Origin of the sequence: Cupriavidus sp. CuC1 (genome assembly GCF_044627735.1) — a bacterium.
Classification (GTDB): domain Bacteria; phylum Pseudomonadota; class Gammaproteobacteria; order Burkholderiales; family Burkholderiaceae; genus Cupriavidus; species Cupriavidus ulmosensis.
Genome location: NZ_JBIUHC010000220.1, coordinates 1 through 13651 on the forward strand (window position 1 = coordinate 1; position 13651 = coordinate 13651).

Here is a 13651-nt window from a genome sequence, read left to right on the forward strand (position 1 = left end):
CGTGCCGCGCCGATCGCGGCACCCACCGCGGTCCCGCTCTCGCCAGCGGTCAGCGCACCGCTGCCGCTGGCCGGCGGCGCCAGCTGGCGCAGGCGGGCGTCGCGCTCGGCGCGCGGCAGCTCGCCGATGCGCCGCACTTCGGCATAAAACGCTGTCCAATCGCCGCCGCTTCGCGCCAGCAGCACCGTGAAGGCCGGCACCCATTGCTGGTAGGTCGCCACGGCAGCAAGCTGCGCGTTGGTCAGCGGCCGCTCGAACCAGCGGTCGTAGCCGCTGTAGCCGCCCCACTCTTCCTTGAGCTTTACATAGCGAGCACGCAAGCCGGCGAAGATCTCCGCCTTGCCGGCGCGCTTGGCATCGTCTGGCAAGGGCGAGTGATAGAGCACATCAAGCCGATCGCGCGCGTCCAGCAGCATCGCGCGGAATTGCTGGCGGCGCATGTCGTACTGGCGGTAACTGGCGCGGGCATCGGGCGACGCCGCCAGCGCCAGCCAGCGCTCCACCCCGGCCGTTTCCACGGCGGTGGCAAAGGACTCGTTGAAGGTGGTGTCATTGCGCACATAGACCACCTGGTGCGCCAGTTCGTGGAAGATCAGCCGGGCCAGCTCGCCTTCGGGCTGGTAGACGAAGGTATTGAGCAGCGGATCGTCGAAGTATCCCAGCGTGGAATACGCCGGGATGCCGGCGACGTAGGGTTCCAGGCCCTCTTTGCGCAGGCCCTGCGCATAGCCGTCGGCGTCGGCCTGCGCGTAATAACCGCGGTAGCTGATGCAGCCCACCACCAGGAAGCACCACTTGTGCAGCTCCATCGACAGCTCGGGGGTGGCGAACACGCTCCACACCACATACGACCGGTGCAGGTTGGCGTAGCGGCGGTAGCTGCCGTTGTCAGGCAGCTTCAGCTCACGGGAGGCAAAGTCGCGGATGGTGCCGGCGAGAGCCAGGCGCTGCGCCAGCCGCGTGTCCTTGGCTTGCTGCGCCGCGGCAATGGCGTCGGGCAATGGCCGGGAATCCGCCATCACCCCAAGGTGGCCACCGATCGACTGCGCGTAGTAGCCGACCGTGTCGCAGCCGGACAGCAGCGCGGCAAGCCCCAGCGCAGCCAGGGCTTGAAGCGTGCGTGCCGGGCGCAGGTTCATGGCGGCTAGGCGGCGACAGCCGTGGCCGGCGCGGCTTCCACTTGCACCAGGCAATCGTAGAATACCGGCGCGCGGCCCAGGTCGGTCAGGCGCTGGCTGGTGAGCTCGTTGGCGTTCTTGCCGTCCGGCGCCAGTTTCTTCCACCAGATCGACAGCCCCACCACCAGCCCGCGGCGAGCCCGGTCGGTCACGCGGGCCCGCGCCAGCATGCTGCCGCGGTCGTTGAAGGCACGCACCATGCTGCCGTTGGCGATGCCGCGCGGGGCGGCGTCCTCGGGATGGATGTCCAGGTGCGGCTCGCCTTCGGTGGCGCGCAGGCTGTCGACGTTGACAAACGAGCTGTTGAGGAAGTTGCGCGCCGGCGGCGAGATCATCGCCAGCGGATAGCGCGCTGCCAGTTCCGGCGCGGTCGCGGGTGTCTCGTACGGGGGCACGTAGTCGGGCAAGGGATCGAGGCCGTCGCGGCGCATGATCTCCGAGTAGAACTCGCACTTGCCGGACGCCGTGGCAAAGCCGCCCTCGGCAAGCGGCGCCGCCGGCAGGTTGAGCTTTTGCCAGCCCTGCGCCTTGAGGGAGTCCCAGCTGATGCCTGCCGCGCGCGGGTCCGTGGCCACGATGGCCTGGGCGGCGATGTCCTCGTCGCTATCAGCAAAGCACGGCTCGACAAAGCCCATGCGCCGGGCCAGGCGGCGGAAGATCTCGGTGTTGGGCAAGGCCTCGCCCAGCGGCGCGATAGCCTGGTTGTTGGCCAGGAAGTACGTATGGCCGTAGGCCTTGTGCACATCCACGTGCTCGAGCTGGGTGGTGGCCGGCAGCAGGATGTCGGCATAGTCGGCCGTATCGGTACGGAACTGCTCCAGTACCACGGTGAACAGGTCTTCACGCGCGAAGCCTTCGGCCACCTTGGTCGATTGCGGCGCCACCGACACCGGGTTGCTGTTGTAGACCACCAGCGCCTCGATCTTCGGATTGCTCGCGCCGTCACCGGCATCGAGCAGCGCGTCGCCGATGGTGCTCATATTGACCGTGCGCGGCAGCGCCGGCAGGCCAGGCAGCAGGTCGGGGCGCTGCAGCGCCAGGTTGTCCACCGGGAAGAAGCCCGAAGTGGACAATTGGAGGCCGCCGGCCGCGTGGCGCCAGGCACCTACCAGGGACGGCAGGCAGGCCACCGCGCGCACCGCCTGGCCACCGCCATGGGAGCGCTGCATGCCGTAGTTCAGGCGGATCGCCACCGGCTGGCGCTCGCGCACGGCGAGTTGCCCGTAGAGGCCGGCCAGCCATTCGATGTCGTCGACGCCGATCCCGCACAGTTCGGCCGCGCGCGCCGGAGTGTAAGCCTGGGCACGCTCGCGCAGCGCCTCGAAGCCCACCGTGTGGCTCGCGATGTACTCAAAGTCGAGCAGGTCGTCGCGCATCAGCACGTGCATGATCGCCAGGGCCAGCGCGCCGTCGGTGCCAGGCATGAGGGCGATATGGCGATGGCATTTCTCGGCCGTCAGCGAGCGGTACGGGTCGATCGCCACCAGGGTGGCGCCGCGCCGCTTGGCTTCCTGCACCCGCGTCCAGAAATGCAGGTTGGAGGCGATGGGGTTGCCGCCCCAGATGATGATGAGCTTGGCATCGGGCACATGCTCGATGTCCATGCCGATGCTGGCGCCGTAGGTGTAGCGCAGTGCGGTGGCACCGGCGCTGGCGCAGATCGTGCGGTCAAGCAGCGAGGCGCCCAGCTTGTGAAAGAAGCGCGCCGCCATGCTCTCGCCCTGCACCAGCCCCATGGTGCCCGCATAGCTGTACGGCAGGATGGCCTGCGGGTCGCGCGCGGCGATGGCGGACAAGCGGGAGGCCACGGTGTCCAGCGCCTCGTCCCAGGAAATCGGCTCGAACTTGCCTTCGCCCTTGCGGCCGACCCGCTTCATTGGCGTGAGCAAGCGGTCGGGGTGGTAAGTGCGCTCCGTGTAGCGCGAGACCTTGGTGCACAGCACGCCCTGGGTGCCGGGGTGATCGGGATCTCCCGCCACCTTGGTCGCGCGACCGTCTTCCACGGTGACGAGCAATGCACAGGTATCAGGACAATCGTGCGGGCAAGCGGCACGGACGATGCGGGAAGCCATGGATTCTCCTGGCAAGCAATTGGGGGCGGGCGGCGCGACTGGCATGGGAACCATGCATCGGGGCGGCTGGGCGGCCACACGCGGCGGGACCTGGCTACCGTGCAGGAAAGGCCGTTGCCGGGCTGACCTGATGGCATCGCGTGTTGTATGCCGGCGTCGCCCCGACGGGCGCCGCCGGGGAAATTGTTAGGCTCCGATTGTATTCGATTATGATAGCCCGACGCTGCGCCGGGGGATGGCGCCAGGGCAGCGCCGGCACAGACCGGCAAGGCATTCACGGGTAAAGAACACACCGTTTTTCACGGGGAAACCATGCAAGTGCATTCTGGGGTCAGGAGCTGGCGCTTTGCCGGCCTGCTGGTGGCATGCGCCATCGGCTCATTCGTTGCCAATGCCAGCGCCGAGAACGGGGTCAGCGCGGACACCATCCTGCTGGGCCAGTCGGCTGCGCTCACCGGGCCTACCGCCATGCTCGGCAAGCAGCTCAATTCCGGCGCGCAGCTCTATTTCGACTACGTCAACCAGCACGGCGGCATCTACGGCCGCAAGATCGAGCTCAAGGTGCTGGACGACTTCAACGAGCCCGAATCCGCCGCCAAGAACACCCGCGCGCTGATCGACGAAGACCGCGCCTTCGCGCTGTTCGGCTACGTGGGCACCGAGACCGGCGAGGCCTCGCTGCCGCTGGCCACCCAGGCCAGGGTGCCGTTCTTCGCCCCCTACAGCGGCGCCCAGTCGCTGCGCGAGCCGTTCAACCGCTATGCGTTCCATGTGCGCGCCGGCTTCAACGAGGAAGCCGCGGCCATCCTGCGCCAAGTCCGCGTCACCGGCCTCAAGCGGGTCGCTGTGGTCTACAACGAGGACGCCTACGGCAAGGCCGGCCTGGAGGCGCTGGAACGCGCTCTCAAGGCCTCGCCCGACAGCGGCGTGCAGATCGTCGCCCGCGAAGGCGTGGTGCGCAATACGGTGGAAATCGGCGACGCCATGCAGGGCTCGATGAAGTCCAAGCCCGACGCGGTGGTGATGATCAACGCGTACCGGACCACCGGCGCTTTCGTCAAGGAAGCGCTGCGCCGCGGCTTCAACGGCCAGTTCTACAACGTCTCGTTCGTCGGCACCCAGGCGCTTGCCAAGGAAGTGGGCGCCAAGGGCAGCGGCGTGATCATCTCGCAAGTCATGCCCCACCCCGGCAACGCCACGCTGCCGGTGGTGCGCGAATACCTGCGCCTGCTGCAGGCGGCCGGCAAGCCCAACGAGTTCGACTATGCCAGCATCGAAGGCTTCATCGCCGCCAAGGCCTTTGTCGAGGGCACGCGCCGCGCCGGCAAGGACCTCACCCGCGAAAAGCTGATCACCGCGCTGGAAAGCATGAGAAACGTCGACCTCGGCGGCTACATCATCAACTTCAGCCCGGAAAGCCACGTCGGCTCGAAATTCGTCGAGATGACCATCATCAATTCGCGGGGGCAGGTCATCCGCTGAAGTCAGCCACTGGCCTTCCGCCGCGGCCGGGCTTTTCTCCCCTCTCCCCTCACGGGGAGAGGGAGCGACTGCCGTCGTCATGGCGGGCGGCTTCGGCAGTGCCTCGGGTTTGCTCCCCTCTCCCACTTGTGGGAGAGGGGCCGGGGGAGAGGGCGGGCGCTCGTTACGCCGTCACGCTGGAAAAAACCATTGGCTTTGCTTCAAGTGGCTCCTAGCCGAACCACCCCTCTCCCCAGCCCTCTCCCCACGAGGGGAGAGGGAGTAAGCACCGTGCGTCATTTCAATCCCCGTTGGCGCATCCTGTCAGCTTCGTCCAGCGCTGCCGGGCTAACCAACTACGCCATGTCGTTCAGGTGGCAAGCCGAAAACCGCATCGGCGCGATTTCCTTCAGCAGCGGCTGCTCCTCCCGGCAGCGCGGCATCGCATGCGGGCAACGCGGATGGAAATGGCAACCCGGCGGCGGATGCAGCGGCGAGGGAATCTCGCCCTTGATCGCCACGAACGTCTTCTTGCCCACTTCCAGCTTGGGGGCCTCGGCCAGCAGCGCCTGCGTGTAGGGATGGTTGGGGCTGGCGAAGACATCTTCCGCCGGCGCCGACTCCACCACCCGCCCCAGGTACATGATCACCACCCGGTCGCTGATGTGCTTGACCACGCCCAAGTCATGGCTGATGAACAGGTAGGTCAGGTTGAGGTCCTCGCGCAGGCGCATGAAGAGATTCAGCACCTGCGCCTGGATCGAGACATCCAGCGCCGCCACCGACTCGTCGCACACCAGGAATTCCGGCTTGACCGCCAGCGCCCGCGCAATCCCGATGCGCGCGCGCTGCCCGCCCGAGAACTGGTGCGGGAAGCGGCGTAGCACGGTGGGGTCCATGCCCACGCGTACCAGCATGTCTTCCACGTAGCGTTTCTGCTCGCTGGCCGGCACCATGCCGTGCACGACCGGCGCCTCGCCAACGATGTCCATCACGCGCAGGCGCGGATTCAGCGACGCATACGGATCCTGGAAGATCATCTGGATCGCCAGCTGCTTCTCGCGCTTCTTCTCCGGCGGCAGGCGGTCCAGGTCAACGCCCCGCCACAGCCGGGAGCCTTCGGTCAGCGAATGCAGGCCCACCGCCATGCGGCCCAGCGTGGACTTACCACAGCCGGACTCGCCGACGAGGCCAACCACCTCGCCCGCGCGAATGGACAGGTCGACCCGGTCGACCGCATGCACCACTTCCTCTTTCGCCCCGGCGCCGAAGAGGTTGGCGATCTTGGCCGCGACGTCGAGCGATTTGACGAAACGCTTGGACACGCCCTTCAGCTCGAGGATGGGCGCGTTGGGCGTGGGTTCTGCGATGGGTTCGGTCTTCATGGCGGCGAGTGCGGGATCAACGACGGCGGCGCTCATGCGGCCTCCTGCTGGGCAAGGACCGGATGAAAGCAGCGCAGGCGGCGCCCGTCTGCCGCGGTGTCGAGTGGCGGCGTTGTCTTGCACACATCGGTGGCGTAGGCGCAGCGCTCGCGGAAAGCGCAGCCGGCCGGCAGGTTCAGCAACGAAGGCGTCATGCCGGGGATCTGCCGCAGCGGCGCGCCGCGCGGATTGCGCGACGGCGCGGAACTGATCAGGCCGTGCGTGTAGGGATGCTCGGGGCGCTCCAGCACCTGGCGCACATCGCCGGCCTCGACAATCTTGCCCGCGTACATCACGCACACCGTATCGGCCAGGCCGGCCACCACGGACAGGTCGTGGGTGATCCAGATCAGCGCGGTGCCGGACTCGCGGCACAGCTTTTGCATCTCGTAGAGGATCTGGCCCTGGATGGTGACGTCCAGCGCGGTGGTGGGCTCGTCGGCGATGATCAGGTCCGGCTTGTTCAGCAGCGCGATGGCAATCGCCACGCGCTGGCGCATGCCGCCCGAGAACTGGTGGGGATAGGCGCGCAGGCGCTCGTCCGGCGAAGGAATCCCGACGCGGGCCAGCGCATTGCGCGAGCGCTCGCGCGCCACCGCCTTGTCGACCTTTTCATGCGCCAGCACTGCCTCGATCATCTGCGTGTCGATGCGCAGGACCGGGTTCAGCGTCATCATCGGATCCTGGAAGATCATCGCGATGCGGTTGCCGCGCACATCGCGCATCTGCGCCGGCGTGAGGTTGCGCAGGTCGCGCGTGACGCCGTCGCGGCTGGTCAGCTCGATGCGGCCATCCACCACTTTGCCCGGGGAATCGATCAGGCCCATGATCGAGTAGCCGGTCATCGACTTGCCCGAGCCGGACTCGCCCACCAGGCCCATGATCTCGCCCCGGTCGACCGAGAACGAGACATCGTCCACGGCGCGCGCGATACCGCCGCGCGTGAAAAACTGGGTCTTGAGGCCTTCCACCACAAGGGTTGGTTTGCTCATATTCGCTCCTGTCGTGCTGCGTTACTGCGTTTGCAGGCGCGGATTGAGTACATCGCGCAGCTGGTCGGCGACCAGGTTCATGGCCACGATGGTGACCACCAGCGCAATGCCCGGGAAGAAGCTGATCCAGTACTTGCCGGACAGCATGTATTGCTGGCCGTTGGCGATCAGCGATCCCAGCGACGGTTCGGTAATGGGCACGCCCAGGCCGAGGAAAGACAACGTGGCCTCCAGCGTGATCGCCGATGCCACCTGCAGCGCCGCGATCACGATCAGCGGCGGCAGGCAGTTGGGCAGCAGGTGGCGGAACATGATCCGCCCCGGCGGCAGGCCCAGGCAGGTAGCGGCCTCGATATATTCCTTGCGCCGCTCCACCAGCGCCGCGCTGCGGGTGGTGCGGGCGTAGTAAGCCCACTGCACCGCCACCAGCGCGATCACGATATTGCCGATGCCCGGCCGCAGGAATGCCAGCAGGATCAGCGCCAGCAGGATGGGCGGGAACGACAGCTGCAGGTCGGCCACGCGCATGATGATGGCTTCGACGCGGCCGCCCAGGAAGCCGGCGATCAGCCCAAGCGTGGCGCCCAGCAGCAGCGCGATCACGGTGCTGACCACGCCCACGCCGATGCTGATGCGCAGGCCGTACATCACGGCTGAGAGGATATCGCGGCCCTGCTCGTCCGAGCCGAGCAGGAAGGTCATGCCGCTGCCGGACTGCTCGCCCGGTGCCATGCGCGCGTCGAGCACGTCGAGCGTGGCCAGGTCATATGGGTTCTGCGGCGACAGCCAGGGCGCGAGCAGCGCGATCAACAGGACGATGATCAGCAAGGTCAGGCCGGTCACTGCGATCTTGCTCGAGAAGAACTGGCTGGCGAAGCGCCGCAGCGGGGTCTGCTCGGCTAGCGGCGGGGCCGCGGTGGTTTCGGTTGCGGTTGTCATGAGCTCAGCCCTTGTTGTCGGCGATACGCACGCGCGGATCGAGCACGCTGTAGATGATGTCCACCAGCAGGTTGATCAGGATGAACAGCGTCACGATCACCATCAGGTAGGCCACGATGACCGGCCGGTCGAGCAACTGGATGGAATCGATGATCAGCTTGCCCATGCCGGGCCAGGCAAAGATCGATTCGGTCACGATGGCAAAGGCGATGATCGAGCCGAACTGCAGGGCAATCACCGTGACGATGGGGATCATGATGTTCTTGAGCACGTGCACACCCACGATGCGGGTATTCGACAGGCCCTTGGCCCGTGCGAACTTGACGTAGTCCTGCAGCATCGCCTCCTGCGTGCCGGCCCGCGTGAGGCGGATCACCATGGCGATATTGAGCAGCGACAGCGTCACCGCTGGCAGCAGCAAGTGACGCAAGCCGTCCACCGTGAGGAAGCTGACGGGGATGCCGAGCAAGGCGCTGGTTTCACCGCGCCCGTTGGACGGCAGCCAGCCCAGTTGCACCGCGAACACCATGATCAGCATCAGCCCGACCCAGAAGGTGGGCAGCGAAAAGCCGAGGATGGAAACGCCCATGATGGTCTTGCCTGCCACGCCGCCGGGGCGCAGGCCGGCCCACAGCCCGAGCGGGATGCCGAGCAGCACGGCCAGCAGGATGGCGCACACGGCCAGCTCCATGGTGGCCGGCATGCGCTCGAAGATCAGCTTGAGCGCGGGCGTGCCGTGCGCGAACGAGGTGCCGAGATCGCCGTGCAGCGCGTTGCGCAGGAAGATCCAGTACTGTTCCCAGAGGGGCTTGTCGAGCCCGAGCGCCGCGATGGTGCGCTTGATGTCCTCCTGGTCGGCCTGAGGATTGATCAGGATATCGACCGGGTTGCCGATGGCAAAGACGCCCAGGAAAACCAAGAGCGACATGACGAAGAGCACGACTACGCTCTGCATCAGGCGCCGAATAATGAAAACCAGCATGTTCGGAAGCTTTCCTTCGCCGATGACAGGCCACGGCGCCTGTAGGCGCCGCCTGGCTGCACCGGCAGTCGGCTCGTGGCTAGGCCCGGCTACCGTCCGGGGATGATTCGTCGGGAAGCGGCCGCCCAGACCGCGGACGCTTCCCGCTTTTACCTGCAAATACCTGCAAATGCCTGGCCGGGGGCGCGACGTCATGGTCGCGCTCGCCAGCCTCACCTTTTACTGCTCAGGCCCTCGCAACGTCAGGCCTTCAAGTTACTGCGGCTTGAAATTGTGCGCGTAGGTCCGTTCGTCGGTACGCGGCACGTAGGTGATGCCCTTCTGGGTGGCCCAGGTGGTCACCTGTTGGTGGATCGGGATGATACCGCCATCGTTGACGGCAATCGCGGTAGCTTCCTGCAGCAGCTTGGAGCGCTCGCCGTCATCCACCGTGGCCAGCGCCTTTTCCAGCACTACGTCCATCTTGGGATTGCAGTACTCGCCCCAGTTGGTCGTGCCAAAGCCCTTTTTCGGATCCTCGCAAGCCAGCAGCGCGCGCAGCGGCGAGCTCACTTCGCCGGTTTGCGCGCCCCAGCCCAGCAAACCGAACGAGAATTCATGCTTGATGCCCTTGGAAGAATAGGTCGCCATCGGCATGCCCTCGACCTTGGTCGCTATGCCGATGCGGGTCAGGTTCTGCGCAATGGTCTGGGCGATCTTCTCGTCGTTGACGTAGCGGTTGTTAGGCGTGTGCAAGGTGATGCCGAAGCCGTTCGGGTAGCCCGCTTCGGCCAGCAGCTTCTTGGCGCCTTCCGGGTCGTACTTGACCGTCTTCAGATTCGGGTTGTAGCCGAACAGCGTGGGCGGCACCAGGTTGTTGGTCGGCTCCGCCAGGCCTTCCATCAGGCGGTCCTTGATGCCCTGGCGGTTGATGGCCATGCTGATGGCATTGCGCACGCGCGCATCCTTCAGCGGGTTCTTATCCATCGGCGCGCCTTCCTTGGTGGTGACAAAAGGCGACTTGTCTTTCTTGTCATCGGTGTAAAGGTAGATCACGCGGTGCGAGATCTTGGAGAAGAACGACAGCTTCGGATCCTTGCGCACCTGCGGCAGGTCAGGCGTCGGTACGTTCTCGATGGCCTGCACGTCACCGGACAGCAGCGCCGCCATGCGGGTGGCCGGGTTCGGGATGAAGCGCAGCGTCACCTTGTCCCAGGCGGGCTTGGGACCCCAGTAGTCGGGGTTCTTCACCAGTTCGACCCGGTCGTCGCGCGCGTAGTTGACGAACTTGAAGGGGCCGGTGCCGATCATGCCCTTGCCTTGCGCGAAGTCGTCCGAGGTCAGGCCCTGCGTAGCCTTCTTCTGCACGATGAAGATCGACGTCAGGTCGTTCAGCATCAGCGGGTACGGCGTGTTGGTGGTGAGCTGGATGGTGTGCTTGTCGATCACCTTCTTGTTGATGATCGCCTTGGTGTAGACGTCGAACTTGCCGGGGCTGTTCTGGATGGTGGACGGACGCTCGAGCGACCAGACGATATCGTCGGTGGTGAGTTCCGAGCCGTCGTGGAACTTCACGCCCTTGCGGATCTTGAATTCCCAGGTCAGGTTGTTCACCAGCTTCCAGGACTCGGCCAGGCCGGGAATGATCTTGCTGTCCGCATCCATCTTCACCAGGCACTCGTACATGTGCTCCGAGACGTTGATGTTGGAGAACAGATTGTAGAAGTGCGGATCCATCGAGGTCGGGGGCGAACTCATGGCCAGCTTGAAATCGACCGCGTGGGCCTGGCCGGCAAAACCGAAGCTCATGGCCGCGGTTACCACCATGGCACCGAATGCCTTCTTGCATGTGCGAAGGGACATCGCGCAACTCTCCCGGGAAGAAATGTAGCAAATGACTACTAGGGGCAGCGCAGGCAAATCGCGCCAGGCGCCGCATTTTGGTGCGGCTACGGACGCGGCAGGCGGCAACGTTGCCAGGCAAGCACATCAAGCATGAACTGTTCCAGCACTGCACCATCCGGGGCAATGCGGGGAAACCCCCGCGCTGATTGGCGGTCATGTGCCGCGGGAGCGCTTGTGAAAGTGGCGGAAGTGTCCTGCCGGGTGCCTGCTTTGGCGCTTTGGACTGAGGCGTCGTATGATCGGGGTATCCCACGCCCTCAACTGGCATCATGACACTCATCCCCGAAATTCTTCAGGCGCAGTCTGAAATCCGCAGCATCCGACGCGACATCCACGCCCATCCGGAGCTTTGCTTCAAGGAGGAACGGACTTCCGACGTGGTTGCGCAGAACCTCGCTGCCTGGGGCATCGAGGTCCATCGCGGCCTTGGCACCACCGGCCTGGTCGGCGTGATTCGCAACGGCAGCAGCAAGCGCAGCATCGGCCTGCGCGCCGACATGGATGCCCTGCCGCTGCAGGAGGCCAACACCTTCGGCCACCGCTCGCAGCACGACGGCCGCATGCATGCCTGCGGCCATGACGGCCACACCGCGATGCTGCTGGGCGCGGCACGCTACCTGGCCGAACACAGAAATTTCGACGGCACCATCAACCTGATCTTCCAGCCCGCCGAAGAAGGCGGCGGCGGCGCGCGCGAGATGATCAAGGATGGCCTGTTCGAGCGCTTCCCGTGCGATGCCGTGTTCGGCATGCACAACTGGCCCGGCATGCCGGCCGGCAGCTTCGGCACCACCCCCGGCCCGCTGATGGCGTCGAGCAACGAATTCCGCATCGTCGTGCGCGGCAAGGGCGCGCATGCTGCTTTGCCGCACAACGGCAACGACCCGGTCTTCACCGGCGCGCAGATCGTCTCCGCGCTGCAGGGCATCATTACCCGCAACAAGCGCCCGATCGATGCCGCCGTGATCTCGGTCACGCAGTTCCATGGCGGCGATGCCACCAATATCGTCCCGGACCAGGCCTGGATCGGCGGCACGGTGCGCACCTTCACGCTGCCGGTGCTGGACCTGATCGAGCGCCGCATGGAGGAAGTCTCGAAGGCCGTGGCGAGCGCTTTCGATTGCACCGTGGAATTCGAGTTTCACCGCAACTATCCGCCCACCGTCAACAGCGAGGCGGAAACCGCGTTCGCCGTCGAAGTGGCGAGCGAACTGGTCGGTGCGGGCAATGTCGATGGCAAGATCGAGCCGACCATGGGAGCGGAGGACTTCTCCTTCATGCTGCTGGAAAAGCCCGGTTGCTACCTGTTCATCGGCAATGGCGAAGGCGTGCACCGCGAAGCCGGCCACGGCCTCGGCCCCTGCATGCTGCACAACCCCAGCTACGACTTCAACGACGAGATCCTGCCGGTCGGCTCGACCTTCTTTGTGAAGCTGGTGGAGAAGTGGCTCGCGCCTGCCTGAACGCGCGTCAGTCCAGCGCGATGTCGCCGTACCAGCTCTCGGCGCGGCTCTTGGTGTTGTCGGTATCGGTCATGATGCCGATCGCCACCACCTTGCCCGGATCGGCCCCGAAGGCCTTGCGGTAATCGGCACGCAGGTCGCGCCGATGGCAGCGCCATTCGCCGGTATGCCGGGTACCTGAGTCGACCACGATCATCCGCACACGGTCGGTGTGCGGATTCGACACCACGGATCCCTCGGGCTTGCGCCCGCCCCAGATGTACATCAGCGTGGCATAGGGCATCTCGCGCCCCGTTGTCAGCCGCGCCATCTCGTACATCAGTTGATCCTTCAGCGAGAGGCTGCCCTTGTCGCCATCGAAGGCGACGAAGATGCGTAGCGGTGCGTCCTCGCGCGGGGCCAGCGAGTTGTCAGCGCTACGGATGACGTCGCGCGTCTTCCACGTCCAGTTCAGCATGCCCGGCTCGCGCCCGACCAGTGGTACATACAGGCCGGATGCCGAATTGTCGGCTTCGGCATGCAACACCATGCGTTGGTCGACTTCTGTCAGGGTATAGCGTGTGGGAATCTTGTTGCGATTGACGGTCCAGGGCTGCCAGCCTGCCGGCTTGCTAAGCCCGCTTGGCGCTGCGGAGAACAAGGGCAGGGGCTTCAGCGTAGGGTGCTCTTCCGGCTCACTGGGCTCACTGGCGTGATCGGCTTCGGCTGGATTCTGGCTCGTTGCGATCTGGTCTGGTGTCAGGTTCTCGGCGGAAACCGGCGTCTGCGCCGGCGGGGCGAGCTTGAGTTGCTCGATGTGCGCGGCAAAGCTGCTGCAATCGTTCGACGCGACCGCGGCCATGGCGCCGGGACCCGACAGCGGGATCGGTCCCCGCGGCGTGGACGCCGTTCCGAGTGTGCCGCAACCCGCCAAAACAAGCGCACCTACCACGCCGGTCAGCACCGACAGGCAAAATCTGGCCGCCATTCATCCCCCAAACCTGGATGCCGCCAGCTGGTCGTGCGTTCTGGCGCGCAACCGGCCCGGGCTCTTTTTCAATCTTTCGAACTGCGTCGATGCATCGAACCGCGTCACGTCCGGCCAAGCCGGGGCTTGAGACAAACGGTAACAGAAGGATATGGGGGAAGAAAGGCTCCAGTACCCTGACGCGGGATTCCTGGTGTGGCGGCAGCGCAAACCGCCGCCGCAAAAGCAAAACCCCCCAGTACTTTCGTACTGGGGGGTTTCAAGGGAGAGCCTGGCGATTACCTACTTT

10 protein-coding genes are annotated in these 13651 nt (G+C 65.5%); 2 read left to right on the forward strand and 8 right to left on the reverse strand.

Features of this window, described 5'->3' with window-relative positions:
• Nucleotides 1-1139 (reverse strand): aminopeptidase (locus ACGLHR_RS47100; RefSeq protein ID WP_400102642.1); only part of this gene is annotated, 1139 nt, incomplete at its 3' end.
• A 5-nt stretch (nt 1140-1144) separates the two neighbouring features.
• Nucleotides 1145-3250: a molybdopterin-dependent oxidoreductase gene (locus tag ACGLHR_RS47105; protein WP_400102643.1), complete on the reverse strand. Its 2106-nt coding sequence runs from the start codon at nt 3248-3250 to the stop codon at nt 1145-1147.
• Between the two features lie 312 nt (nt 3251-3562).
• Here ACGLHR_RS47105 and ACGLHR_RS47110 point away from each other — a divergent pair, with 312 nt between their 5' ends.
• Nucleotides 3563-4732, forward strand: coding sequence for an ABC transporter substrate-binding protein (locus ACGLHR_RS47110; protein WP_400102644.1), 1170 nt, complete (start codon nt 3563-3565; stop codon nt 4730-4732).
• 335 nt (nt 4733-5067) lie between these two features.
• Here the strand turns inward: ACGLHR_RS47110 and ACGLHR_RS47115 are convergent, their stop codons facing one another.
• The 5 genes from ACGLHR_RS47115 to ACGLHR_RS47135 form a co-directional block, all read right to left on the reverse strand.
• The gene (locus tag ACGLHR_RS47115) at nt 5068-6132 is read right to left on the reverse strand and encodes an ABC transporter ATP-binding protein (RefSeq protein ID WP_400102645.1); all 1065 of its coding nucleotides are present in this window, start codon (nt 6130-6132) and stop codon (nt 5068-5070) included.
• Complete coding sequence (locus ACGLHR_RS47120; protein WP_267605161.1) at nt 6129-7127, reverse strand: ABC transporter ATP-binding protein; 999 nt, start codon at nt 7125-7127, stop codon at nt 6129-6131. The genes ACGLHR_RS47115 and ACGLHR_RS47120 overlap by 4 nt, the downstream gene beginning before the upstream one ends.
• A 21-nt stretch (nt 7128-7148) precedes the next feature.
• Nucleotides 7149-8066, reverse strand: coding sequence for an ABC transporter permease (locus ACGLHR_RS47125; protein WP_318237727.1), 918 nt, complete (start codon nt 8064-8066; stop codon nt 7149-7151).
• A 4-nt stretch (nt 8067-8070) separates the two neighbouring features.
• The gene (locus ACGLHR_RS47130; RefSeq protein ID WP_318237728.1) at nt 8071-9048 is read right to left on the reverse strand and encodes an ABC transporter permease; all 978 of its coding nucleotides are present in this window, start codon (nt 9046-9048) and stop codon (nt 8071-8073) included.
• Between the two features lie 255 nt (nt 9049-9303).
• A complete protein-coding gene (locus tag ACGLHR_RS47135; RefSeq protein ID WP_400102646.1) occupies nt 9304-10890 on the reverse strand; it encodes an ABC transporter substrate-binding protein in 1587 nt (528 codons plus the stop codon).
• Between the two features lie 311 nt (nt 10891-11201).
• Here ACGLHR_RS47135 and ACGLHR_RS47140 point away from each other — a divergent pair, with 311 nt between their 5' ends.
• A complete protein-coding gene (locus ACGLHR_RS47140; RefSeq protein WP_400102647.1) occupies nt 11202-12395 on the forward strand; it encodes a M20 aminoacylase family protein in 1194 nt (397 codons plus the stop codon).
• A gap of 7 nt (nt 12396-12402) precedes the next feature.
• On the opposite strand, the gene ACGLHR_RS47145 is transcribed toward ACGLHR_RS47140, so the two are convergent.
• On the reverse strand, nt 12403-13362 hold the full coding sequence (locus tag ACGLHR_RS47145) for a DUF3047 domain-containing protein (protein WP_400102648.1): 960 nt from the start codon (nt 13360-13362) through the stop codon (nt 12403-12405).
• Nucleotides 13363-13651 lie beyond the last annotated feature (289 nt).